The sequence below is a fragment of the Pseudomonas sp. HMSC066A08 genome (assembly GCF_001813025.1).
Lineage (GTDB): Bacteria > Pseudomonadota > Gammaproteobacteria > Pseudomonadales > Pseudomonadaceae > Pseudomonas > Pseudomonas aeruginosa.
Genome location: NZ_KV811290.1, coordinates 1 through 25,747, shown reverse-complemented (window position 1 = coordinate 25,747; position 25,747 = coordinate 1). Strand labels below are relative to the sequence as shown.

At 61.8% G+C, this 25,747-nt stretch carries 19 protein-coding genes and 1 pseudogene; 12 read left to right on the top strand and 8 right to left on the bottom strand.

Features of this window, described 5'->3' with window-relative positions; translation table 11 throughout:
• Window positions 1–208: 208 nt before the first annotated feature.
• The gene (locus HMPREF2886_RS09320) at window positions 209–1,117 is read left to right on the top strand and encodes a LysR family transcriptional regulator (RefSeq protein ID WP_003141085.1); all 909 of its coding nucleotides are present in this window, start codon (window positions 209–211) and stop codon (window positions 1,115–1,117) included.
• A gap of 297 nt (window positions 1,118–1,414) precedes the next feature.
• Here the strand turns inward: HMPREF2886_RS09320 and HMPREF2886_RS09315 are convergent, their stop codons facing one another.
• From HMPREF2886_RS09315 to HMPREF2886_RS09305, 3 genes and pseudogenes are all read right to left on the bottom strand, one after another.
• The gene (locus HMPREF2886_RS09315; protein WP_033978409.1) at window positions 1,415–1,762 is read right to left on the bottom strand and encodes a type II toxin-antitoxin system RelE/ParE family toxin; all 348 of its coding nucleotides are present in this window, start codon (window positions 1,760–1,762) and stop codon (window positions 1,415–1,417) included.
• A gap of 9 nt (window positions 1,763–1,771) precedes the next feature.
• Complete coding sequence (locus HMPREF2886_RS09310) at window positions 1,772–2,023, bottom strand: type II toxin-antitoxin system Phd/YefM family antitoxin (protein ID WP_003114155.1); 252 nt, start codon at window positions 2,021–2,023, stop codon at window positions 1,772–1,774.
• Between the two features lie 213 nt (window positions 2,024–2,236).
• A pseudogene (locus tag HMPREF2886_RS09305) lies at window positions 2,237–2,839 on the bottom strand (tyrosine-type recombinase/integrase); the annotation flags it as partial.
• Between the two features lie 633 nt (window positions 2,840–3,472).
• On the opposite strand from HMPREF2886_RS09305, the gene HMPREF2886_RS33100 reads away from it, so the two are divergent.
• Complete coding sequence (locus tag HMPREF2886_RS33100; protein WP_083318543.1) at window positions 3,473–4,498, top strand: fimbrial protein; 1,026 nt, start codon at window positions 3,473–3,475, stop codon at window positions 4,496–4,498.
• A gap of 130 nt (window positions 4,499–4,628) precedes the next feature.
• Here the strand turns inward: HMPREF2886_RS33100 and tssM are convergent, their stop codons facing one another.
• From tssM to tssH, 5 genes are read right to left on the bottom strand one after another with little or no spacing between them, the layout of a single operon-like run.
• Window positions 4,629–8,375 carry a type VI secretion system membrane subunit TssM gene (gene tssM / locus HMPREF2886_RS09295; RefSeq protein ID WP_070747202.1) on the bottom strand — a complete coding sequence of 1,249 codons (3,747 nt, stop codon included), beginning with the start codon at window positions 8,373–8,375 and terminating at the stop codon, window positions 4,629–4,631.
• A gap of 15 nt (window positions 8,376–8,390) precedes the next feature.
• Entirely contained in the window at window positions 8,391–9,833 is a 1,443-nt protein-coding gene (tssA, locus tag HMPREF2886_RS09290) for a type VI secretion system protein TssA (RefSeq protein ID WP_070747200.1), read from the bottom strand.
• Complete coding sequence (vasI, locus tag HMPREF2886_RS09285) at window positions 9,821–10,504, bottom strand: type VI secretion system-associated protein VasI (RefSeq protein ID WP_256562497.1); 684 nt, start codon at window positions 10,502–10,504, stop codon at window positions 9,821–9,823. The genes tssA and vasI overlap by 13 nt, the downstream gene beginning before the upstream one ends.
• Window positions 10,501–12,078, bottom strand: coding sequence for a sigma 54-interacting transcriptional regulator (locus HMPREF2886_RS09280; RefSeq protein ID WP_083318534.1), 1,578 nt, complete (start codon window positions 12,076–12,078; stop codon window positions 10,501–10,503). The genes vasI and HMPREF2886_RS09280 overlap by 4 nt, the downstream gene beginning before the upstream one ends.
• Window positions 12,079–12,092: 14 nt before the next feature.
• Complete coding sequence (tssH, locus tag HMPREF2886_RS09275) at window positions 12,093–14,660, bottom strand: type VI secretion system ATPase TssH (protein WP_070747196.1); 2,568 nt, start codon at window positions 14,658–14,660, stop codon at window positions 12,093–12,095.
• Between the two features lie 470 nt (window positions 14,661–15,130).
• Between tssH and tssB the strand changes: the two genes are divergently transcribed.
• From tssB to HMPREF2886_RS09225, 10 genes are all read left to right on the top strand, one after another.
• Window positions 15,131–15,631, top strand: coding sequence for a type VI secretion system contractile sheath small subunit (gene tssB, locus HMPREF2886_RS09270; protein ID WP_070747193.1), 501 nt, complete (start codon window positions 15,131–15,133; stop codon window positions 15,629–15,631).
• A gap of 336 nt (window positions 15,632–15,967) precedes the next feature.
• Window positions 15,968–17,449, top strand: a complete 1,482-nt coding sequence (gene tssC / locus HMPREF2886_RS09265; RefSeq protein ID WP_128663057.1) for a type VI secretion system contractile sheath large subunit — start codon at window positions 15,968–15,970, stop codon at window positions 17,447–17,449.
• Window positions 17,450–17,463: 14 nt separating this feature from the next.
• Window positions 17,464–17,892, top strand: coding sequence for a type VI secretion system baseplate subunit TssE (tssE, locus tag HMPREF2886_RS09260; protein WP_057388215.1), 429 nt, complete (start codon window positions 17,464–17,466; stop codon window positions 17,890–17,892).
• A 21-nt stretch (window positions 17,893–17,913) separates the two neighbouring features.
• Window positions 17,914–19,680, top strand: coding sequence for a type VI secretion system baseplate subunit TssF (gene tssF / locus HMPREF2886_RS09255; RefSeq protein WP_070747191.1), 1,767 nt, complete (start codon window positions 17,914–17,916; stop codon window positions 19,678–19,680).
• Complete coding sequence (tssG, locus tag HMPREF2886_RS09250; RefSeq protein WP_057388217.1) at window positions 19,644–20,663, top strand: type VI secretion system baseplate subunit TssG; 1,020 nt, start codon at window positions 19,644–19,646, stop codon at window positions 20,661–20,663. The genes tssF and tssG overlap by 37 nt, the downstream gene beginning before the upstream one ends.
• Window positions 20,660–22,024: a type VI secretion system-associated FHA domain protein TagH gene (tagH, locus tag HMPREF2886_RS09245; protein WP_070747189.1), complete on the top strand. Its 1,365-nt coding sequence runs from the start codon at window positions 20,660–20,662 to the stop codon at window positions 22,022–22,024. The genes tssG and tagH overlap by 4 nt, the downstream gene beginning before the upstream one ends.
• Window positions 22,024–23,043 carry a type VI secretion system lipoprotein TssJ gene (gene tssJ / locus HMPREF2886_RS09240; protein WP_057388219.1) on the top strand — a complete coding sequence of 340 codons (1,020 nt, stop codon included), beginning with the start codon at window positions 22,024–22,026 and terminating at the stop codon, window positions 23,041–23,043. Before tagH ends, tssJ begins: the two co-directional genes overlap by 1 nt.
• The gene (gene tssK, locus HMPREF2886_RS09235; RefSeq protein ID WP_070747187.1) at window positions 23,040–24,377 is read left to right on the top strand and encodes a type VI secretion system baseplate subunit TssK; all 1,338 of its coding nucleotides are present in this window, start codon (window positions 23,040–23,042) and stop codon (window positions 24,375–24,377) included. Before tssJ ends, tssK begins: the two co-directional genes overlap by 4 nt.
• A 1-nt stretch (window position 24,378) precedes the next feature.
• Window positions 24,379–25,284 (top strand): type IVB secretion system protein IcmH/DotU, encoded by a 906-nt coding sequence (gene icmH / locus HMPREF2886_RS09230; protein WP_070747185.1) that lies wholly within the window; start codon window positions 24,379–24,381, stop codon window positions 25,282–25,284.
• A 39-nt stretch (window positions 25,285–25,323) separates the two neighbouring features.
• The coding region (locus HMPREF2886_RS09225) for a contractile injection system protein, VgrG/Pvc8 family (RefSeq protein WP_256562496.1) at window positions 25,324–25,747 on the top strand (424 nt) is incomplete at its 3' end.

Genomic DNA, 25,747 nt, shown 5'->3' with positions numbered 1-25,747 from the left:
GGTAGTGCAGCGTCGCGGTGATTGAGGTTCTCAGGTCTTCGGCCAGGTAGCGTTCCGCCTCAACCTCCGTAATTTTCGGATGCGATCTGCCTATCCGAATAGGCAAGCATGCAACGCCGGAACCTCTTGCCAATCATCGAAGGAGAAAGCGAGGCGCAATCCGCATGAGGTGGACGCAGGCCAGGAACGAGGCAAACAGGAGGCCGCATTGGAACTCAGACTACTGCGCTATTTCGTTGCGGTCGCGGAAGAACTGCATTTCGCGCGAGCGGCCGAGCGCCTTGGCGTAGAACAATCGCCTGTGTCGCGCGCAATGCGCAATCTCGAAGCCACGCTCGGCGTGCAGTTGTTCGACCGCAGCGCGCACCAGACGCGACTGACCTGGGCCGGTCAAGTGTTCCTCGGTGAGTGCCGGCGTGTGCTTGCCACCGTGGAGCAGGCGGTGAGTGCCGCAAAGGCGGCGGCGCAGGGCTATCAGGGTTATCTGCGCATCGCCATCTGCGACAGCTTGGCGCAGCCCCACATTGCCACCTTGCTGGCGCGCAGCCGCGAGGAAGAGCCCGAACTGGAGATTCGCGTCTTCGAGCTGCCTTTCGCGCAGCAGCTCAAGGGCCTGCACAACGATCTGCTGGACATCGGCTTTGCGCTGTCGGACGCGGTGAGCGAAGGCCTTGTCGCCGAGCCCGTGTGGACCGATCCTCTGTCGGTGATCGTGCCCGTGCGCCACCCCTTGTTGGCGCACGCGGAAGTGCCATTGGATGAAGCCTTGAAGTTTCCGTTGGTACTGTGCCATCCGGACGCGGGATCGGGCTGCCACCACCAGATCCAGGCGGTGCTTCAAGGTGCGTCCAAGCCGCTCAAGCTGGTAGATCAGGTGACGAGCCTAGGCGTGATGCTGACTCTGGTCGGTGCCGGTTATGGCCTAGGTTTCGCCATTGCCTCGCAGGTGCAGACCCTGAACCGCCCCGACATAACCGTTCGCCCCTTGGCCGGCACGCCGCCCATGCTGTCCACCTACCTGCTGCGCCGCAGCGCCGAACCCTCTGAGCCCATGAAGCGGTTTCTGCAGCGCGCCCGCGAGGAGTTCCTGCCAAAGGGAGATGAACCGGCCTCGTGACGTTGAGCGCTCGGGTACATTGGCTATTGCTGGCTGTCCATGGCTCGCACTGGACTTGCTCGGAGCGCGCGTTGACCAAGCGTGGTTTTCAGTCCATAATTATGTCCATCTCGGTTCGCCGAGTGCGGAAAACTCGTTATCAATCAACGAGTTGGGAACACGATGATGTTCCCTTCGCCCGCTCCAGATCACCCTGCCAAGCCCCTGAAATGCCTAGCGTTTCGGGGGCTTTGCTTTTTAGGTGTCGAAGAAGTGTCGAGGCGCATTCAGCGCTACATGCTCAGGAGTAGAAAGCCATCACTCGATTGGCCCCACCAAGCAGTAGCGGATCAATTGCTGCTCAACGCTCTGCTTCTGTCGCAAAACCAAGATCACTGCCACCTCGCCTTGCTCTTCGTGGAATTCGTAAAAAACACGATAGGGGCCGGTATTAAGCTCGCGATAGCTCAGCACCCCCAGAAGACTCGCCTGATGGCTGACTGGGTAACCTTTAGGTGCAAGTGAAATCTTCTCTTCAATCTCATCCAAAAGGCTCAGTACTGACTGGAGTGCAGCCTGTTCACCTTGGAATGGAGCCAAGTGGTGGACTTGGTCTTCGATGCTTTGCTCTGCGGTATCAGTAAAACGAATGACGACCGGGGACATCAAACCTCCTTATTCTGGCTGAGCGAACCTCCTGGAAAGGCGAGCTTTCAAATCATCAACAGAGCGATGCTTGCCTTCTGCGTACTGGCGGGAGCCAATCGCAAGCAACTTCACCAGCGCAATTGCTTCATCGCGCTGCTTCCGCTCAGCATATGACTCAACCACATAGGCAGGAACACCGTTCTGCGTGACGACCATTGGCTCGGATAAATCCAGGTCAGCCGCATGACGTTTCAAATAACTAATTGTCTCGACTCGCATGAGCCGGTACCTCCATTGCTGTGGGAACACTTAAGGCCTGGAACTCAGGTTCTACGGTGTTCGAACTCCACCACGCTCCATATCCAGGCGACGAGTGGGATTCGCACGTCGGCAGCCTGTCTACCGTCGGCTCCAACATCATAATCCGAATTCAGACCGAATTTGAACCACCTCAAGTCTATTTTTCTTTCCCTCTGTCGACCCCCGCAGCCTTCAACCTATGAGCGGGTTGAATCGAACAGCCTCAGATAGGTGGTCTTGGGAGAGGTGCGCATATCGCATCGTCATCGACAACGACGCATGCCCCAGGATGTGCTGCAACGTCACGATGTGTCCGCCGTTCATGATGAAGTGACTGGCGAACGTGTGGCGCAGTACGTGGCTGGCCTGCCCCTTCGGCAGCTTGATCGAGGTCGACAGCAGCACCAGGCGGAACACGCCAAGGCAGTTCGTGAACGGCCCGAGGGTCTGCCAATGCCGGCGAATGTCGGCGGCCAATTCTTCCGAGATCGGCGCCGAGCGCACACGCTTGGACTTGGTGTTGGCGAAGATCACCGTATTACCTTTCAGACGTTCCGGCGTTAGCGCCTGAGCCTCACCCCACCGAGCCCCTGTCGCGAGGCAGATATGAGCAACCATCTTCGGATGTGGCGACGTGGTGCGTGCATCCAGGGCTGTAAGCAGTTCGGACACCTGATGCTTGGTCAGGTACGACAGCGGTCTTTCCTGAAGCTTGAGCGGCCGCATGCGCCCTACCGGATTCTCATAGTCAATGACGCCGAGTTGACGCAATTCGTTGTACATGGACTTGAGGTAGAACCCGGAGACAAAGGGATGGCATGGATCGGCTCCCGGTTCAGAGAGCCGATACGTTCGCCGGGTCTTGGATCGCCGTCCGCAATAAATACGCACTGCGGCTGACCGCATTACCTTGTCTTCCCATCCGCCGACGGCTCGGGGGGATGGGCTCCAGAGCTTTTGTCCTGCTCCGTCAGGTGGATTTCCAGCAAGCGGCGGCTGGATCCAGGCAGTTCGTCCGACCTAAGGCGCAGCAAGGAGTCGCAGCGACCGTGTCCCCAGCTCAACTCGCCCGGCATGATGGGCAGGTTATAGCGATCCACGTAGCGACCGGCGATGGTGTTACCGACCACGTTCGCCAGGCCGTAGAGGCCAAGCAGCCTGGGAAGCGCGGCAGAAGTGAAGCCTGTGACTTCGGTAAGAATCGGCGTGAAGCATAGGCAGACTTACTAAAACTTTCGGAATGTCAACCAATCCTGACGAAGAATGCAGTAGGGCTGTCTTATATAAATTGAGAATTTTCTTACACGCCCTTAAGAACCATCCAGTTTATCCCTTCCAGTGGCCCTGTGTAGAGTGCCGCTCTTGCGCTGATTCTCACCAGGGGAAGTGATAGCTCCAGCCGGGACTCGGATTGAGGAAAAAATGTTCTTGAAAACACCACGACAGATAGAATGGCTTGCATTGTTCCTGGGATGCATCATGGGAACTTCCGCCTATGCAGGGGATTATTGCGACAGTCCTAGCATTGGCTCGCCAGCCAATCCGTCGATCATTGCCAGTCTTCCAGCCATTACCACCTTGAAGTACGCCCCCGTTGGCGGGGTAATGGCGTCCTATGAAGTAGAGGCCGGACGCTACTCTGGAGGATGGGCGTGGTGCAGTAAGTCTCAATGGGGAATGACCGAAGTTGCGACCAGCCTTACATCGGCAGGTACCAAAGGGCTTTACGACTCTGGTGTGCCTGGGGTCGGCATTCGCATTGGGCACCTTAGCAAAGGTGGATGGTATGACCCTCGATTTCCGCCTTTTACCTTGACTGGGTTAAGTTCGGCCACCCTCCTTTTTCCCAGATTTGTGAAAATAGAGTTTGTTCGCACAGACCTCGGTGTCGGAAAGGGCGATATGCCAGCCTTCAGCTACAAGACCAATTTTTTTATTGACACCAGTTACACCACGCCGATGCGAGCAGTTTATACCATCGAAGGAACGGGCCTTAAGACCAAGCTAGAACATAACGCCTTCTTCAGTACCTGCTACACCCCCAAGAGCAATACCGAGATCAATATGGGGCGTCCCGCGGCAGAGCAAGTAAAACGCGGGTCGGTCCAGGACGTTCCATTCGCCCTGGATGTTGTGTGCGAAGGTCTCAACCCCACGGTCAAGCCACCGGTGAAAGTCTATTTCGAGGGCAACTCCGTTCGGGATGGTTTGTTGAATGTAAATGGTCTCGGACAGACTGGCGTCGCCAAAGGCGTGGCCATCTCACTGTCCAACGACAACAATGTCGCACTGCCCTTCAGCAAAGCCAAGGCCGTGGCCCTGGATTGGCAATCCAGCGGCCCCGGTATCGAGATGTACCGTCTTTCCGGAAAAGCTCGTTACGTTACCACGGGCGCGGAAGTCGCCGCCGGCAAAGCCGATGCAACACTGACCTATGTTCTGGAATACAACTGATCGAGCCAGCATCAATGCGTCAACCAACCGTGCCAATTGTCCCTAAGATCACGCGATCGTCTCAACGAAGGAACTCATTCGGCTAGGCGGAAGGCATCGGCCATGCGTTCTTGTTCTCGCGCCGAGAGGGCTAGGCCGCGGGCCACGCCCCGCGTCGGTGCCCTGCGGCCTGTACGCCAGAATCAGACTCCGCGTGAACGCGCAGGCCGTCCTGCAGCAACGTCTGCGGCAACACGAATCCCTTGAATAGCGTTTGCGTGAACGGGTTGTTGGCCTTTTCCGTGCTGATGCGGTAGCGCATGCCGCCGTCCGGGGCCGAGAAGCTGATGTCAACGCTGGTGCTGGTAGCGCCGTTCAGGCGCGCCTGGCTCAACAGGCGATAGAGCGACCAGGGGCCGCGATAGACCAGGCCGCTGCTGCTGCCGCCAGCGTTGACCAGGGTTATGCGGCTTTCGTTGCTGGGCGCTAGCGTGTTGGGCCAGATGAGCGCGGTGCTAGTGGTCGGACCATGGTTGTAGGTGACCAATTGACCTTCGACGCTGAGTGAGCTGGTGCGCTTGTTGGGCGCCAAGCCCAGCGGTTCGACGTAGAACTGAACGCCGAGCAGTCCGCGACTGTTGAAGAAGGCATCGCGGATGCGATCGGCTGACTCCAACTGGGTCAGTACGTCGGACCGCACCAAATAGCCGCCCAGGCGCTCGGAATACAACGCCTCCAGGTTCTCTTCGAGGAACAGGTTCAGGTATTTCTCACGGAACTGCTGCAGGCGCCCCTGGGGTCCGAAGAATGCGGTGAAGTCTTCCAGCGAAGCTTCGTCTCTGCTGGCCGGGTTGAACGGATAGCGATTGGCCAGACGCTCGCGGTAGAAGCGATAGACATCGGTATCCCAGCGCCGCTCCAGTTCGCGCAGCGCTTCCACTAGGATCACCCGGGAGGACTCGTCGGCCAGCTTGGCCACCTGGCCATTCATCGGTTCCGGCAGTCCTGCGGCGATTCGCTGCAGGTTGGCTATGGGGTCCGGACCTTTCAGCGAGAAGCGCTCCAGCACCACGGCGAGGGCCGCTTTGCCGCGGTCGGGGCTGTCATGCACGATACGCACCTTGTCCTGTACGCTTCCGATCGCCAGCATGGTTTCATCCAGATAGGAAGCGCGCTCTCCTTTGGCCTCCAGCAGTTGGCTCAACGGAGCGAAGGCGCGTGCGACATCCATGATCGGTGGTGGCGTTTCCGTTTCGCCGACAGCCTTCACCGATTTATCCGCCAAAGCGGCGGTCTTGTCGGCCAGGATATCCGTAGCGGCCTTCGCGCCCACCGGCTGGACTCCAAGCTCACTGTTGTCCCGCACGGTTTCCAGCAGGCGGCGCAACGGCGCGGCCGGACTGGTGACGCTGCCCAAGATACCGACTGCCTGAGCAATGTCCTGGAAATCGCGAACCTCCAACTGATTCAGGTTGCGCTGCCAAGTGTCAACGTAGTCTCGGCTGTAAATGGCACGGATGCGCTCGGCCAGCGCGGCCTTGTCGGCTTCCGAATAATCGATCTTGTTGCGCTCGCCTAGCGCCCACTGGTCAATCATCGCGAGTTCGGTAAGGTCTTCGCTGTGCGGGGCGAAGTAGCTACGATAACCCTTGGCGGTCAGCAGCGCATCGATGCGGCCGTTGGCCGACGTAGACTCGCCCTTCTCCGGCATAACAGCTGCAGGTTGGTAGACAATGTCGAATGCCGGGCCGATTTCGCTGCGCAAGTCCAGCGGTGAGCGCAGGGATGCACCGGACTCTCGGCGCATGGTCATGTAAACGCGTTGTGGCAGAGGAATCTGCCGCAACTGCCGCTGGATCGTGGAGACCCTCGCCTGATATTGCGGCAGGTGAGTATCGGCATACTTCATGGCATAGTCGAGGTGACGCATCAAAGCGCGCTGAACTCGGTCCTCACCCGGGAAGGCCGCTTGCCACTGCGTGGCCATCCAGTTTTCCACCACCGGCGAACGACGGTTGGGCCGGTCTTCGATCATGCGGTAGACACGCAAGGCGGCCAGTTGGGCATCGCTGTCTGCCTCGGAACCATCGAGCTTTTCCATGACTCCGCTGGCCAATGCAGGCAGGAATCGCTGCGACAGCAACGCCAGGTAAGCCTCGTCAACCTTGGGGCCGATGGCCCGACCTTGATAGAGCCCGAGGTCGGCGACCACGGGCCAGGCATCGCGATAGTCGCCATAGACGGCAACCGCGTTGCTGATCTGGTCCAACGGCTGCAGCAGGTTGCGACCGGTGGGATCCAGCTTGCCATCGATGGCACTAGCGCTGAAGTCGCGGCTGCGCTCCAGTACGCTCAGGGCCTTGTCACGGTTGACGGCGTAGTAGTGGTACCAGCCCCCGATGATGAGCACGCTGCCCAGCGAGGCGATGCCGAAGCGCAGGGCCAGGGCATGCTTCTTCTGCGCCAGGACCCGTGGGTTGTCGCCGGCCAGACCGGACTCGGGATAGATGATGCGCTGGAACAACTGCTGGGCGAAGTAGACCATTGCTCGCCCACTGGGGTGCACGTCGTTGACCGGCTCGCGCAGGTCGTAGGTCTGCGCCGCGGATGCCACGAATGCATTGTTGAGCACGCCTTGCTGGTACACCGAGGAGAAGAACACACCACGCGGCAAAGCGGGAGTGGCAAAGCGATCACTGCCCATCACATCCGCCAGGAAACCCAGTAGCACCGGTCGCAAGCCGGACAACTGGCGCACCAGCGAGTACAGTGATTCGCGCTGCGACGTTTCGGTAACGTCCGCCATGGCGTCGAAGATCTGCTCGTTCAGCCGGTCGAGGAAGGCATCGTAGCGCACGCCAAGCTCTTCCAACCAGGCGTCGTAGTCGCGCACGGAGTCTAGGGAAAAGGTGAATCCGAAAATGTCTTCCCGTGCCGACTTGGGTAGACGGGCGAACAAGGTCTCAAAACCCTCGAGCAGATCGAACTTGCTGAGCACGACGTACAGCGGCGGACGCGTACCAAGCTCGCGGCTGAGTTCGGTCAGCCGGGCACGTAGCAGCGTGGCCAAGGCCTTGCGGTCGCTGGGCTTCTGGTTCAGCAAGGTCACCAGGCTGACCATCAGCACCACACCATTGAGTGGCCGGCGGCTGCGATTGCGCCCCAGCCAGGCTACGAAACTGTCCCACAGCCGTGAATGAAGGTCTTCCGGCAATCCTGCTGGGAGTCGGCGCGGCGACTTCTCCTTCTCGATGGCGGTAGCATCCTGCGCGCCGGCATCCTTTGCCTCGGCCACGATCCGGGGCTGGCTGATGATCTCCCCGGGAGGATCGATGAGTACCGCCTGATCGCCCATCCACCAATCGATGGTGTAGATCTTGTCCGGATCCTCCTGCAAGCGCCGGCTGCCCGCCTTGACCTCTCCGGTCAGCGAGAAACTCTGGTTCGAACGGTTGACGAAGCTGGTCTTTCCCGAGTTCTCCTGTCCGAGCACCAGGTACCAGGGCATCTGGTACAAGGCATTGCGCCCCTTGAGGTTGGACTGGAGCAGCGCCAGGCTCCGGTCGAGATCACGCTCCTGCGCCTCGACGTACCGCAGACTGGAATCGACCTGCACGGCTTCATCGTGCTTGCGTTCCGCCTCCAACAGCCGGGTGCGCTGGCGTAGGTGAAGCGCCCAGGCCAGCAATGGAATGACCAGTAGTACGACCGTGGCCAGAACGCGCACGGCCAGACTGCCAAGAGGCTGACGCTCTCCCCAGGTCCACTGGGGGCCGAACCACCAGATGGCGCCCAGAGCCAGAACCAGGAGCACGAGCAGCATGAGCGGCACGCCGGGCTTGAACCAGCGCAGGACGGGCCGGCCGAATCGTTGGAGGTTGGACCAGATTTTCCACATGGCAATGCTCCCTGTTTAATCCTTGCGATCTGCGACAGCTGGCGCGTACCGCGCCAGATGCTCATAGAGCTCTGGCTCCCACGCGCGAGCCGAGGCGTTGTCCATGACGCCATGCGCCCGGGCATACAAGCCCTCGGCGAGCCAGCTCAGCCCTCGGGAGGCGAGCAACTCGGCCGCAATGGCCATGACGTGGCAGCCATGCCTGAGATCGGTCTTTCGCTGCTGAAGCGACTCCAGGTTCTGGAGCATCGACTCCACGCCGCCGGATTCGAGTTGCGCACGCAGTTCGTCGCGCAGCGCCGGATACTCCAGGCCGGAGCCTGCCGCTCCCGTTCCTGTCTCTTGTCCGGCGCCACTCAGCCAGGTCTGGGTCTCCCCGTCGACGAATGGCCGGCCGTCGGCGAACTGCAGCGTGGTCAAGGCCGGCAGACGGGTAACGAAGCGCTCTGCCGCCTGCCGGATAGCCTCGGCGACCCGCGGCATGTCCAACTTGCGGGCGATGCCCGAGGAGAGAAAACTGCCGCGCAACCAATACGGGGACGACGCGACGCTGCGCTCCACTCGCTGCAACAGCGCCGGATCGATAGCGTTTGTGCTCAAGGCCTTGCCGTAGCCATCCGCAACATCCACCGGAACGGCCATCAGCTCGGTGCGGTTGTCCTTGCGCGGCGATGGCGCCTGGGTCAGGTGTGACCACAGAGCAAACCGCCGCAGCAGGTAGCCGGTCGGATCGTAGGCATCCTGCTGATTGATAATCTCGGCGGCCGACAACAGAGAACGCCGGTTTTCCCGCTCATTACCCGAACCGACCTGAATAGGCGCGAAAAAGGCATCCGTCAGCGCCTCGCTCTTTGCAGGCAACTCAAGGGACCGCTCGGCCAGCTCCGGGGCGCGGTTGGATTCGGCGTGCTGCCGCAGACGAGCTTCCAGCTTGCTCAGTCCGGGCACATCCAGCCGGGCATGCTCTGCGCTGGCTTGCAGGCTATCGAGCGCCTGTTGGCCGGCCTTGTAGAAGTCTTCGGCATAGCCTTTTCTGTCCAACGAAGGCAGGGCATCGCCCAAGCGTTCGAGGAGCTGAGCCGCCACGCGGCGCTTGTTCAGATAGCCGGTGGCGCCAGGCTTGGGATATCCAGTTTCCCAATAGCGCTCCACCATGCCGGCCAATACACCAGCGGCCTCAGCCCAGCCACGCCAGCTGCCTGTTCGCAAGCGTACCGTCATCAGGTGGCCGGCAATGCGGAAATGCTTGCACTGGTTACTCAGGTAGCGCCGCGCGCCCTCATCGATGAAGCTCCAGTCGATAGCCTGTTCCTGTAGGCCCCCGAGCTTGACCATCTCATGGTCGATGCCCTGGAACAGCTCGTCCTCTTCATCGAACGCACCTGCGGGTTGGCGCTCATCCAGGGGTGCCAGCAGCGCCTTGAGGTCGAGTGGGGGAAGCTGCTTCACCAGTGACATGCCTCTCGCTGCTGGGACATCTGCCCGGCCAGCGCGCTGGCATCGAAGCGCAAGCCATCGAACGAACTGTGGTCGCTCTCGACTTGCAGTTGCTGGCCTGGACGGGTCAGGTGGCGCAACTGCTCGATGGCGACCAATCCTCGGCCAGCGTCAGTGACTGTGCCGTCTTCAAGCACCTGCCAGGGACGGGTTGGGGAGATCGGCCGGCCATCCAGCAGGAGCCGGATGCTGACGCGATTCACTGGCAATGGCTCGGCCGTCAACAACTGCAGCCGAGAGATATTCGAAAGGCAACTGATCGCCAGATAGGGGCGGGGCGTTGAACCACCCAACGCTGACGCGGAAATCACCACCTTGTCCTGCCCGGGGAGAACATCCGCACCGCGAGTGATCAGCGTCGCAGTCTGCTCGGGACGTCGCCTCGCCTCATTGGCCCGGACCAGAACCGCGATGTCCGGCGCCCTCACCATCGACTCGACCACTGGCGGGGCAACCTGAGGTTGCAGCGCCGGTGGCGTTGGCGGTGTTCCTGCTGCTGCATCGAAGCAGGCAAGGCGCTCGAGCGCGGAGACGATCCGGGTGCAATCCGGGCCGGTCGCCGCGGCTGCGCCACCGGCATCGCAGCCGATCAGAAACGCAGCCGACAACAATGTCAGGCTCATTAACTTCATGCGATGGAATCCTCTCCGTCCAAGTTCCATTCCAGGCATTTGCGCGCCAAGGTGCGCTTGGCGATGCCTAGGCTCAATGCAGCGTCGCGGCGCGACCCATCCACCTTGCGCAGGCGATCGACCACGACCATGCGCTCTATCGTCAACAACGCCTGAGGCAGGTTGTCCGTACGCATCAGATCCTGCAGCGCCCTCGCCATGCTTCCCCTAGCCGGGCACGCGTTGACCGAATCCCCCGTGGGCAGTTCACCCACTAGCGAGCTTCGAATACGCCTGCCAGGCTCGGTGCGCTCTGCCGCGGTCAGCACCAGACTGCGCAGCTCACGCACGTTGCCGGGGAAGGCGTAGGCCTGCAGACGCGCCAAGGCGTTCGCGGAGATTCCTGAGACGCTGCCCTGGCGCTCACGGTTGTGATGAAGCAGCACATGCGCCACCAGTGCAGGGACATCCTCGGGGCGCTCTCGCAAGGGCGGGATGTGCAGGGTGTGCTGGCGTATGCGGAAATACAGGTCTTCCCTGAAGCTCCCGTCCCGTACCAGATCCGGCAATGAGCGATGAGTCGCGCAGATCAGTCGGAAGTCCGAGGACTGCTCGCGGGAGGCCCCTACGGGCCGAAACTTCTTCTCGTTGAGCAGGCGCAGCAGTGTTCCTTGCAGGCCCAGCGGCATATCGCCGATCTCGTCGAGAAACAGCGTCCCGCCGTCCGCCTCGGCGACAAGGCCCTTCCGCGCCTGTAGCGCGCCGGTATAGGCGCCACGCGTGGCGCCGAACAGCTCTGCTTCGATCAAGTCCTTGGGGATGGCCGCACAATTCACTGGAACGAAGTTGCCCTGGCGCGCCGAGGCCTGGTGGATCAACCAAGCTGCGTGGTCCTTTCCCGACCCGGTTTCCCCGGTAATCAGGAGCGACAACGATGAGTCAGCCAGCCGCAACATCTCCGCGCGCAGCTTCTTGGCCGAGGCGCCAACGCCGATAAAACCGCCGGCAAGCAGCCGCGAGGCGCGGGCATGGCCTTGCTCAACTTCGCGGCGTTGATCGGCAGCACGCTCACGAAGCGCTTGCGCCGATTCGCCATGCTGCTCGTGCAGCCGGCCGGCGATCAGTTCATGACAGCGGAAAACCTCCCGCCAGAGGCGGTCCTCGCGCCATGAACGTAACGCGGCGTCTTGGCCGACGATTACGGCCACGCCGTGGGCAGCCTGCTGGATCTCCCCGGCAATGGGCAGCACCAACATGGCCTCGGCACCAGCATGCCGCTCTCGTAGCGCCTCGAATCCCGCTCCGACATCCACCAGGCGGCCAAGACGCTCGACGTGGCAGGGCTTGTTGCTCATCAGCCCGTAGACCAGTGGATTGTCCAGCTCTACCAGCGAAATAGTGGGCAGCGTGCCCTTCGACCCACTATGGTCAGCGACAGGCAAGAGGCGGTCCCCTCCTAGCTCTCTCCAGTAGCAGTAGCCCTGATCAATGCCGGGCCAGTTGCACAGGTACGATAGAAACCGTCGAGCAGCCGCCTCCAGGTCGGCGGCCTGAAGCAACTCGCGCATCAGGATGGCAACGTCCATGGCCTCCATATCGCCCTCCAGACTCAGGCCAGTGTTGCCGCGAACGCACCGCCGATCCAGCTCACCTCCGCATGCTGGATTCTGTCCCCGCGGGACAAGTGCTGCAGCACAGCTAGCGACAGGGGCGGAAGTAGCTCGCCGTCGATACTCGCGTCGAGCATGCGCGCCCCGTTCTGGTGCCGCGAACAGCGAGCCCGCAGCTCATCCCGCGCCTCATCGGCCACCACCAGCGCGGCGTCGTAGCGCAGGCGGAACTGCTGCTGCAACCGTTGCAGGCGGCTGTCGATGATCTCGTTGAGCACATCCTCGTCCAGGTAGCGATACGGAACGATCTGCATCCGCGCTAGCAGCGCCGGCTTGAAGAAACGCATGAGCCGTTGACGCAATGCATCGCCGCTCAGGTCGTTCAGCGCGCCGTCGCCTTCATCGAACCCTAAGTTGGAGGTCAAGAAGAACAGCACATTCTGGCAGTCAATACGGCGTCCTTCGCCGTCAGCCAGCTCCCCCTTGTCGAAGGCCTGGTAGAACACGTTGAGGACTTCCGGGTGGGCTTTTTCCACTTCATCGAGCAATACCACCGAGTACGGCTGCCTGCGAATGGCCTCAGTCAGCACACCGCCCTCGCCATAGCCGACATATCCGGGCGGCGCACCCAACAGGCGGGATACGGTGAACTTCTCCTGATATTCGGACATGTTGATGGTCGTGAGGAACTGCTCGCCACCGAACAGGGAGTCAGCCACTGCCAAAGCCGTCTCCGTCTTGCCGACACCGCTGGGGCCGACCAGCAGAAACGCGCCCATCGGCGTGCCTGGACGGCGCAGGTCTGCTAGCGCAGTCAGCAGGCGCCGATAAACGACATCCAGGGCTGCATCCTGGCCTTTGACGCGCTCGCGCAGATTCGCCGGCAAGCTGTCCAGTCGCGCCATCTCGCTGCTGTTGATGGTGGTTGCCGGTATGCCTGTCCAGTCAGCAATCACCTGAGCGATCTGTTCGGCACCCACATCCGCATGCAACAGGGCTCCTGCACGCTGGAGTTCGCGTAACTGTGCGACCTTGTCGGCCAGCACCTGCGAAACGTCCGCACCGTCGTCGCGGCCACGAAGCGCAACGATTTTATCGACCAGTGCCTTCTGTTGCTCCCAGCCCTGGCGCAATTCCTCGATGCTCTGTTCTATGCCTTTGCGAGTCGCGGCAAGTGCCTCCAGGCGCTCCGGAGCAACCGAGCGACCGGCGCGGCCATCGCGTGCCACCTGGTCGGATTCGGCATCGATCTGATTGAGCTCGTTCTCCAACGCACTCAACCGTCGCGGCGGCTCATCCAGAGCGGATGCCACCCGTGCGCATGCGGTATCGAGTACGTCAATGGCCTTGTCCGGCAACTGGCGTCCGGACAGGTAGCGGCCCGCCAGCGCGGCGGCGGCCTGCAGCGCGTCGTCCCCGATGAACACTTGGTGGGACGCCTCGTAGATAGGGCGCAGGCCACGCAGGATATGCACGGCCTGCTCAGGCGAAGGCTCCTCCAGCTTGACCAATTGGAAGCGGCGGGCCAGGGCCGGGTCTTTCTCGAAATACTTCTTGTATTCGGACCAGGTTGTCGCAGCGATGGTGCGCAACTCGCCCCTGGCCAGTGCGGGCTTGAGCAGGTTGGCGGCATCGCTGCCGCCAGCGGCGTTGCCAGCGCCAATCAGGGTGTGGGCCTCGTCGATGAAAAGGATGATCGGCCTGGGAGCCCCCTTGACTTCATCGATCACCGCCTTCAGGCGCTTCTCGAATTCACCCTTCACCGATGCTCCAGCCTGCAGCGCACCGAGGTCCAGCCCCCACAACTCGACCATCCGCAGCGGCTCCGGCACGCGGCCCTGCACGATACGCAGAGCCAAGCCTTCGACCACCGCGCTCTTACCTACGCCGGCATCGCCCACGACGATGGGATTATTCTTACGCCGGCGCGATAGGATATCGATCATCAGGTCGATCTCGGCATCGCGGCATAGTACGGGGTCTACGCGCCCGTCGCGCGCTTGTGCGGTGAAGTCATGGCCGAACTTGGCCAAGGCACTTTCTTCGCCAGACTTGCCCACTGCGGTTGCCGAGTCGGCCACCGTTGCCAGGGCTTCGGCCGAAGCCGACAGCAGCGACGAGAATCGTTTGCGCAGCGCCTCCCGATTCACACTGTCGAACAACTGGATGGCCGCCAATGGCAGATAACGCGCCGGATTGAGCAAGGCTGCAAGGAAGATGGCGCCGCTACGGATATGTGGCTGCCCCAGTTCGACCGAACTGAGTAGCCAGGCTTCCTGCAGCATCTCGATGAGAAGTGGCGAGAAGGACGGGTACTGGCCAAGACCGCCATCGTGGTCGGCAAAAGCGGTGGACAAGGCATGCCGCACCGCATCGACTGCAAGGCCCGCATCGGCCAACGCAACACGCACGTCGCATGCAGGCTGTTCAAGGAACGCCGTCAGCAGATGCGCAGCAGTCACCTCCGCCCCGCGTTGCCCGATACACAAGCTTCCAGCCTCCTCCAGCGCTTGTCGGCAAAAAGGACTCAGGCGCTCGAATAGTGCCGCTAGATCAACCGTGATCATGTACTGAAACTCACTTCTAGAGAGAGAAGAATTCCCTGTTGCAGGACGACCCAATCAATTAAGCCGTTGAAGCATCGCATTGAGAAAAATGTTTCTCTACATGAATGCCAAAACTCACATTCGAACATGCAATAGTCCTGAAAGAAAACATGCAGGCAGGTGTCTCGTACATGGGAATAATCCGAAAAACAGCGCGGAAAAATCCCAGTCATGACCTCCTACAAAGAACGAGACTTTTTCATCGATAGATTAAGAGAATTCCTATTCCACTGAGACTGCAATCGTTCTAGCCTCGGCCCTTGTTGCAGGCAGGCGCGTATTCCATGGAGCGCCACGGGACGCCAAGCATGATTAGTCAGGACACGCATTTGCGCCAAGGCAGCACGTTTGATTGCGTCCTGCTCGATGCTCAAGCGCCAGCATCTTCAACGGAACACAAAATCATCAACGGCTAATCGAAGGAGTGGCTCATGGCAAAGAAAGGATCAGTTGCCCCCAAGGAACGCATCAACATCACGTACGTTCCCGCGACGGGCGGCGAACAGGAGGAAGTTGAACTTCCCTTGAAGCTGCTGGTGACGGGGGACTTCAAGGGACGCGAGGAAGATGTCGCTATTGAAGACCGCATTCCCGTACAGATTAACAAGGACAACTTCGACAATGTGCTTGCGGAGAGCAGCATTGGCTTGAAGATGGATGTTCCCAACCAACTATCCGAGGGCGCAGAGGATACTCTGCATGTCGATCTGACGTTCCGCTCCATCGACGACTTCAATCCGACCTCGGTCGCCCGCCAGATACCCGAACTTAACAAGCTTCTTGAATTGCGAGAGGCATTGGTCGCGTTGAAGGGACCGTTGGGCAATATCCCCGCATTCCGGAAGCAACTGCAGAGTTTGATGAGCGACGAGAAATCGCGCAGTCAACTGGCCAAGGAGCTGGATCAGATGCTGGGCGCAAGCAACGGCTGACACGAGCCAGATCTGCATGCTCAAGGTTGCAAGCGAGTCGCCATGACTAACAAACAATACGCGCCGGTGCTGGTAGTTAGCGAGGCATGGATGACGTATTGCCATGCAAGTCTGCCTGCCCAGCATGGCGGGCCCGGCTTTTCGAGCTTGCCGCCGCTTCCACGTTCAACTAGCCGAAGGTCACAGGCTCAGGCGCAAACGGCTCCGCAGATCTGTTGAATTCGGATGTACCGAACTCTCGCCGAACCTCGCACTTGCTAAGCCTCGCGTCCATCGCGAGGCCGTCAAGCGAGTCCGTAGACCTCCCCTCCACCCCAGGTTTCAAAGGAAATGACCATGTCAAGAGCGCAATCCGCCGCCGTCGAAAAGCAAGAATCTCAGCCTCAAGGTGGCCTGCTGGCCCAGATCATGGCGCAAACGCGCCTTGAGCCAAGCCAGGAGGGCTATGCAATCGCCGAGCGCGGTGTGGCCGTCTTCATAGCTGAGATGCTCAAGTCCAGCGACCGCAAGCAGCCGATCAACAAACAGTTGGTCGATCAGATGCTGACCAGGCTGGACGCACTGCTCTCCAAACAGACGGACGCCATTTTGCACCAGCCTGCATTCCAGGAGTTGGAGTCGGCTTGGCGCGGCCTGAAGTTGCTGGTTGACCGGACCAACTTCCGCGAAAACATCACCATGTACATGCTGCATGCCACCAAGCGCGAGCTGCTGGAGGACTTTGACAGCGCGAGCGACATTACTCGCAGTGGTTTCTACAAGCATGTCTACACCTCTGGCTACGGCCAGTTCGGTGGCGAACCGGTGGGCTGCATCGTCAGCAATTACACCTTCGGTCCCTCCAGCCCGGACATCAAGCTGCTTGGCTACGTTGCCTCCGTCGGAGCCATGGCCCACGCGCCGTTCCTCGGCGCGGCCGGCCCGGAAATGCTGAACCTCGAATCCTTCCAGGAAGTGCCGAATCTCAAGGAAGTGAAGGACATCTTTGAAGGCCCACGCTTTACCAAGTGGCGCGGTCTGCGCGACTCCGAGGATGCCCGCTACCTGGGGCTGACCATGCCGCGCTTCCTGCTGCGCCAGCCCTACGATCCGCTGGAGAATCCTGTCCGCGGGTTCGACTATCGTGAATCCATCGACGGCAAGCACGAGAACTATCTGTGGGGGAACACCTCGTTCCTGCTGGCGAGCCGCATCACCGATAGCTTCGCCCAGTACCGCTGGTGCCCGAACATCATCGGTCCACAGTCGGGCGGCACCGTCGACGACCTGCCTGTCCATCTGTACGAATCACTCGGGCAGCTACAGGCCAAGATTCCCACAGAAGTGCTGGTCTCCGATCGTAAGGAGTTCGAGCTGTCCAGCGAGGGTTTCATTCCGCTGACCATGCGCAAGGATAGCGACAACGCCGCCTTCTTCTCCGCCAACTCGGTGCAACGCCCCAAGGTCTTCGCGAAGACCGCGGAAGGCCAGGCGGCGCAGACCAACTACATGCTCGGCACCCAGTTGCCCTACATGATGATTGTCAACCGACTGGCTCACTATCTCAAGGTGCTTCAGCGCGAGCAGATCGGCAGTTGGAAGGAGCGTCAGGATCTGGAACGCGAGCTCAACAACTGGATCCGCCAGTACGTTGCCGATCAGGAAAGCCCGTCGTCCGACGTGCGCAGTCGCCGTCCACTGCGTGCAGCCAAGGTGGTCGTGCAGGATGTCGCCGGCAACCCGGGCTGGTACCAAGTCTCGCTGTCGGTTCGCCCGCACTTCAAGTACATGGGCGCCAACTTCGAACTCTCCCTGGTCGGTCGCCTGGACAAGGAATGATAGGAGGTTAGGTCATGCCTCGGTCGCCGGGACAAGGAGGCCTGTTCGAACGGCTCGATCCTGACCTGCCGTTGCGCCGCCTGCGCACGCGGCAGGACTTGGCGGCCGAGCGCGTACGGGCCATCAAGAACCATCTGGAGCAACTGCTCAATACCCGTCGGGGCGGCTCACAGAGCTGCCCCGAGTTGGGGCTGCCTGACATGAACGATGCCGGGGCAGGCCAGATGGACCTGAGAAACCAGATTTGCCTGGAAATCCGGGAGGTAGTGTCCGCTTACGAGCCCCGGGTCCAGGTCGTGGATGTCCATCCTCTCGCAATCAATGAGCGCCCGCTTGGCCTGAGATTTCGCCTGCACTGCCTGGTTCCGATCAAGGACTCATCGGAGCAAGTGGAGATAGACCTGCTGATTCACCAGCGGCAACAACAAGTCCATGTGATGTGAAGAATTGGCCAAGGAGGCCAGATGCCACTCAAGAGCAAGTTCCGGGAAGAACTGGATTACCTGCGCCGGCTTGGTCGAGTGTTCGCGCGCAACAATCCGCTGCTGGCAAGGTTCCTCGGCGAGGAAGCCACCGACCCCGATGTCGAGCGACTACTCGAGGGTTTTGCCTTCCTGACGGCCAAGCTCCGCCTGAAAATCGAAGACGACTTTCCGGAGCTTACGCACCCGCTGCTGCAACTGCTGTGGCCGAACTATCTGCGACCGTTGCCCAGCGCCACCATCATGCAGTTTCCGCCGGTGGACCGCGCCATCACCGTCCGCCAGCGCATCGACAAGGGCACGCGCATCCACTCGCGCAGCGTCGATGGCGTGGAATGTGAGTACCGCACCTGCTCGGACGTCGAGGTCTACCCGCTGCAGATCAGCGAAATCAGCGATGCGCATACATTGGAGAAATCGACGGTTCGCGTAGACCTCACCACGCTGAGCCAGAACCCGCCCAACACATACGACTGTGATCGACTGGACTTCTACCTGAGCGGCAGCGACTACACCGCGATGACACTGTACCTGTGGCTGTCCAAATACCTGACTGATGTTCGATTGGAGTGCGACGGCGTGGTCAGGCACATTCCCGCCAGTCAGATCGTCTTCCCCGGTTTCAGCCCAGAGGAGGCGCTGCTGCCCTACCCAAAGAACGCCCTGGACGGTTACCGCATCCTGCAGGAGTACTTCCTGTTCCCACGTCGGTACTTCTTCTTCGGGCTCACCGGATTGCGCTCTCTCTGGCCTTCCCATAGCACGGAACGCGTCCGGCTGGAGTTCAACTTCTCCCGCCCCATGCCAGACGACGTGCGCGTGCATACGGGCGACCTGGCGCTGTACTGCGCGCCAGCGGTCAACCTCTTCGAGCATGAAGCCGAGCCGGTGAGGTTGACCGGCAAGACGCTCGACTATCGCCTGCGACCGGCAGGCCGACGTCCCGATGCCTACGAGATATTCAGCATCGACCACGTCGACGGCTGGAAGAACGAAGCCTCCGGTCAACCCGGCGCCTGGCTGCGCACCTACCAGCCATTCGAATCGCTCCGCCACCAGATCGACTTCGAGCAAGGCAGCACCGTCCTCTACTACCGCACTCGCATCGATCAATCGCTGTTACACCCCGGCGTCGAACACCGGGTGTCCTTCGTGCGCGGCGACGAGCAACGCTATATCGGACGGGAGGAAACCGTCTCCTTCTCGCTCACCTGCACCAACCGGGACCTGCCGCTGGCATTGACGGTGGGTGATATCTGCGTGCGCACACCGGGCATGCCGAACTTCGTGTCCTGCCGCAACCTCACCACACCGACGCCCTCCTATCGGCCTGTGCTAGACGGCGACCTGCAGTGGACCCTGATATCCAACCTGTCACCCACCTACCTGTCGCTGCTATCGGCCGATGCTCTGAAAGCTGTCATCCGGGCCTACGACTTCGCGGCTCACCATGACATCCAACGGGCGCGCGCCACGCAGATGCGCCTGGACGGCCTGCTAGACGTAGAGACCGCTCCCGTCGATCGCATGTTCAGGGCACTGCCCATCCGCGGCATCCGTAGCGTGGTCAAGCTCGATCAGGACGGATTCTCCTGCGAGGGAGACCTGTATCTCTTCGGCACGGTGCTGAGCCACTTCCTGTCCGTATACGCCAGCATTTCCTCCTTCCACGTACTGGAAGCCGTCAACATCAAGAATCAGGAGCACTACGCATGGCCGATACGCAGCGGCACGCAGCCCCTGATCTGAACGACCGATTGCTCGAAGAAGCCAGAAGCCACAACTTCTTCTGTCTGCTCGAACGCCTGCACGGGCTGCACGGTGACGACCTGGAGTCCACCGATACCTATGCCGCCGAGCGGCAACGCATTCGCCTGAGCAACTACGCCGGCATGGGTTTTCCCGCCTCAGACGTGTCCCTAGCGCGACGTCTCGATGACGAACTGCCGCACCAGTACCTCGTGCAGGCGACCTTCTTCGGAATGCACGGCCCCGATTCGCCGCTACCCTCGTATTACGTGGAACGCCTTGCCTACGAGGCCGGCCAGGGCGAGGGTATCCGTCCGGCATTCTTCGACTTCTTCAACCACCGACTGCTGACTCTCCTGCACCAGGCCTGGCGCAAGTACCGGCACTACATTCGATTCCGCCCAGGCGCGAGCGACCGACTGTCGCAGCGCCTCTTCGCCCTGGTGGGGCTCAAGGACGACGCCATCCGCGGCGCCACGCCCATCGCCTGGAGCCGGCTGCTCAGCTTCGCCGGCGCCGTGGTCCACCGCAGCCGCTCGCCCGCCATGGTGGCAGGCCTCATCGCGCATTGCTTCGATCTGCCGGACGTGGGCATTCGCGATTTCGAACTGCGCTACACCGACATTCCCCCGCACGAACGCGCTCAGCTAGGCCTGCTCAACGGCCAACTGGGAGAGAGTTTTCGCATCGGCGACAGCGTCCGCACACGCCACTGCAAATTCACCATCGTCATCACCAACCTCTCGGAAGCGCGCTTTCGCGAGTTCCTGCCCCAAGGCGAGAACTTCGAGCGGCTGCGCATGCTGGTCGCCTATCTGCTGCGCGACCAGACCCCTTGCGATCTTGAACTGGCGCTTCGCGAGAACGAAGTCCCACCCTTCAACCTCGGGCAGGCCACCGGCTCCCACCTGGGCTGGACCAGCTTCCTCGAGCAGCCACAGCTGCGTAGGCCTCCCCGCGTTCGACTCACGGTACGCACATGACTACAACCCATTCCGAACTACGCCTTTCCCTGGTCGTGGAGAATCCCCAGGTACTCCAGCAAGGCAGCCAGCCGCGACACAGCTTCGGCACCAATGGCGGCACCATCGGATCGCAGGGCGCCAACTGGGCGCTGCTCGACCGGCACGGTCGAGTGCGGCCCCAACACTGCGAGATCCGTCATGAGGACGGCGGGTTCCTCGTCATCGACCGTTGTGGCGAAACGACCATCAACGACCAGACCCAGCCGCTCGGCCTCAATGCCAGCGCCCGGCTGCGAAACGGGGACAAGCTGCACATCGGGCCGTACCGAATCGCCGTCCATCTGGACAACGAGCTGCACTACCTGCCCGATCCCGAGCGGACCCTTGCCGAGCATGACGTCAGCGAGTTCACCCACTTGCCGACGGACTACCTCGATGCGCTGCCGGATGCCGAGCCCGAGGACTTCAACGCTCAACACCAGCAACCACCAGGCTGGGCGGAATTCCAGGCGCTTGCCGAACCACCACCGCCTCAAGGTCTGCTCGACCCACTCAAAGCGCTCGACGCCAGCCGCGCCGGCCCGGCGATGACCGACACCGCATCGAACAGCCTTGACCCGCGCCATTACGGGTACACACCGCTGGCCGCCCAGGCTGACGTCACCACGACTCGCTTCGAAGCCGTCTATGGCAACCCCATGCTCGCCCAAGGAGAACCCCGTATGTTGGAACAGGACATCCAGACCCCCGCAGCACGAGAATGGCTGCAACGCCAACTCTCCAACAGCGCAGACCCCGCCAGCCTGGTCGAACCGCTGGTGGAAGGCATCGGGGCGCCGATCGGGGCCGTCGATGGGCAGGAAGCCTATGCGCTGCTGCACGAGACTGGCCGCACGCTCGGCGCGCTCATTCGTGGCCTGTCCACCCTCAATGCCAGTCAACCTGGTGAGCAACAGCGAATCTCCTTGGCCGGCCGCACCCTGCAGCCCATCGAAGACAACCCTCTGCGCCTTGGACAGAGCTACCCGGACACCGTGCGCGCACTGTTCTCCGCCGAGCGCAGCGTCGTCCACCTGTCGCCGTCGGCAGCGGTGGAAGAATCGCTGGAGCAGATCCGCCGGCAGCAAGTCGCCGTACACAAGGCCATCACCGCCGGGCTCGGCGCACTCCTGCAGGCGTTTTCCCCAGAACAGCTGCAACAAAGATTCCAGCGCTATCGCAGTGCCCAGACCGGACAAGCGCAGGCTGCTGACTGGGCCTGGCGCATGTACGGGCACTACTACGACGAACTGACCTCTGGCCGGCAGCAGGGTTTCGACAAGCTGTTCTGGGAAGTCTTCGAGCAAGCCTTCGACCAGGCCTTGCGCGCGGAGGCGTGATGAAACACGCCATCGCGCTCCTGCTTGCCGCGACCGCGCTTGCCGGCTGCAGCACCGTGGGCAACGTGTTCAAGAAAACCGGCCAGATCCTGATGGACCCATCCATCCAGGTCGGAGCCGCGGAGGACCAGCCCACGCAGATCGCCCTGAGCCTGTACGCCAGCGCGAACGTCAACCCCAATCCGGTCAGTCTGCCAACCGCCGCACCAATCGAAGAGCCGGAACCGTTGCCGTTGGACCAGGAAGAGGACGGCCCCTTCGCGGTCAGCCTGCGCAGCGCGAGCAAGGGCGAACTCATCGAACATCTGCGCGCGTTGCTCGGCCACCTACAGGACGAGCAGGCCAGCCCGGCCAGCGCGCTTGCGGTTCGCCAGCGCTCGGCCATTCCAGGCCTGGTTGTCGACGACCAGGCGCCACCGCTGACCCTGGGCAAAACGCTGCCCGAAACCCTGTTCACCAGCACCACGACCTCGCGTGGCCCGTTCCCCGCGAACTGGATGCTACGCCAGGGACAGGTGCTGCCCGGCGCCGAAGAGGACGCCTGGAACCTGTCCATGCGCAACCTGGACCTCGGGCAGTACAGCCGCGGCGCAGGCCTGCCCCCGGCCGCCGACGCGCGCGCCACGCCGACCGTCGCCACCCCTGTTGCCTTCCGGGTTCTGCAACTCAAGGACGACTCCATGTTGGAGAACGTCGACCCCGAACAGTTGCGCAAGGAACCCAAGAAAGCGCTGGGCAACACCCTTCTGGCCTCGGACGACTACACCCTGGTGCCGGGCCAGTTCAAGTTCATCGAGTTCGCCGCCATCGATGAGAAGACCCGTTACATCGCCGTGGTGGCTGACTTCCACGCCCCCAATGCCGAGCGCTGGCACGACGTTTTCCGCATCGAGCCCCGCGGACGCAAATACCCCCTCATGGTGATGCTGCAGGACACCCGCGTCGCTATCACCGATGAAAGCTACCGGCCAGCGCAGAACGCTATCTGCCCGGCCCCCCAAGCGAGTACCTATCGATGACCACCCGCAATCCCGTCGTCTGGAGCGAGGGGCTCTTCGTCAAGCCCCAGCACTTCCAGCAGACCGCCAGATACCTGGAGCACTACATCAACGCGCGCCATGGCAGCCGGTACTGGTATGGCTTCTCCGAGCTGGAGCTGAACCAGGAATTCCTCGCCTTCGGCAAGATAGCCATTGTCCGTGCCCGGGGCGTCATGCCCGACGGCACGCTGTTCAACATCCCGCATGACCAGCCGCCGCCGGAACCGTTGGCCATCGCGAACGCCAGCGCAGCCAACCAGACCGTCTACCTCACGCTTCCGCTACGCTCGGACGGCACGGCCCAGGTGCGCTGGCCCGACACCTACGCCAATGCCCGCTACGTGCTGCGCTCGGAGGAAGTGCGCGACACCCACAGCCATCAGGGCAACCACGTTGCGTTGGACCTGGCCGTGCCCAACCTGCAGCTGGCGCTGGAGCGCGATGACCGTAGCGCCTTCACCGGCTTGGCCCTGGGCCGCATCCTCGACCTGCAGGCCGACGGCAGCCTGCTCATGGACGCCGGGTTCTACATCACCGGCCTGCACCTCAACGCCATCCGTCCACTGGCGCACTTCATGGAAGAAATCTCCTCCCTGATGCACGAGCGCGCCAAGAGCATCGCCCAGCGTATCGGCTCCCCTGGCCAGTCCGGCGTGGCCGACTTCACCGACTTCAATCTCCTGCAGGCCCTCAATCGCTGGCAGCATCTGTTCCGCCACCTGGCACGCGACCCCGACGTACGGCCCGTCGATGCCTACCTGGCGTGCGGGCAGGCCTGCGGCGAACTGGCGACCTGCATTGACGAGTCCCGCCTCGCGCCGGAGTTTCCCGCCTACCAGCACGACAACCCCAAGAATACCTTCAACCTGCTGGAGGAAACCCTGCGCCGCCTGCTCGGCACCGTGCTGCAGCCTCGCGCCGTCTCCCTGCCACTGGTCAAGCAGCCGCACGGCATCCTCACCGCGCAGGTCAACGACCCGAGCCTGATGGAAGGCGCTGACTTCATCCTGGCCGTGCGCGCACGCATGCCGCTGGACAGGATGCGCCACCTGTTCCTGCAACAGGCCAAGGTGGCCTCCCAGCAGACCCTGCTCGACCTCATTCGCCTGCAACTGCCGGGTATCCCGCTGAGCGCTCTGCCCGTGGCGCCGCGGCACCTGCCATTCCATGCCGGCTTCACCTACTTCCAGCTGGATCGCACCTCGACCAACTGGCAGAAGCTCATGCCAAAGGGCACCAACAGCTTCGGCTTCCACATCAGCGGCGAATTCCCCGAGCTGCAACTGCAGTTCTGGGCCATCCGGAGTCAATGACATGACCACCACCATCCAAATCGGCAACGACCGCATCGACCCGAGCAAATCCACGGCCTCCACCGAAGCCGATGTGCAGGCCGGCCAGCCGCCCGCGACCATGCCGCCGCGAGACGACTTCCTGCGCACCACGCCAGCTGCGGGTATTCGCGACAAGGGCAGCATGCTCTACGACTCGGTCTCGCGCATCGACCAGGACGACGACCTGCAGTTCCAGCTGCGCGGCCACAGCCTCAACCCGCTGATAGATGCCGCCCAGCCCTTGCTCGGCCTGGTCATACGTCTGCGTCGACTCGACCGCTGCGACGACATATACAAACTCTACACCAGCGTCCGCGACCAGATTACCGCCCTGTCCGAGGAAGTCCGCCAACTCGGCTACGACGGCGCCACGCAACTGGCCTATCGCTACGCACTGTGCGCATTCATCGACGAAGCCGTCATGGCCACCGCCTGGGGCCAAGCCTCCTTGTGGCGGGAACGCTCCCTGCTCAGCTACCACCACAACGAAACCTGGGGCGGCGAGAAATTCTTCACCGTCCTCGCACGCATGCAGATGGACCCGGCCCGTTACCGCGACGTGCTGGAGTTCAAGTACCTCTGCCTGTGCCTGGGTTTCCAGGGCAAGTACGGCCAGCAGCACAACAACAGGGAAACGCTCAACGGCATCATCGGCAGGCTGCACCAGATCCTCCGCACGCAGCGCGGCGATGCGCCCGAGCGCCTGACAGACGCACCCGACAACGTCGCATCCCGCCGCTACCGCCTGGCCAAGCAGTGGCCACTGTGGACCCCCTGGGCCATTGCCGGAGTCGTCCTGATTGCTGCCTACCTCTACTTCTCCCTCAGCCTGGGCAACACCACAGACCAGGTACTCCATTCCTTGGACCGCATCCTCAAACCCTGACCTACGGACAGGTCACCAGGGAAGAAAGCGAGAAACACCATGGCAGTACAATCCGACCTGCGCTTCACCTTCACCGCCGGCGCCGACGCGTTCGAGGTCATCGAGTTCCACCTCGTCGAAGGCCTCTCCGAGCCCTTCCACCTCGACGTCCAGCTCAGCTGCGCCAACCCCGCCGTCGACTTCGGCCAGGTCCTCGACCGTCCCGCGTTGCTCACTATCTGGCAGGGCGGCCAACCCGTACGCTACGTGCACGGCTCGGTCACCTCGTTCCAGCAGGGCAACACCGGCTTTCGACGCACCCGCTACCGCGCCATCGTCGAGCCACGCCTGGCGCGCCTGCAACTGGCCTCGGACTGGCGCATCTTCCAGACCCTCTCCGTGCCCGACATCGCCAGCGCCGTGCTGAAGAAGCACGCCATCACCCTGGATTACGAGCAGAAGGTCACCCACCCCCACGCCCCGC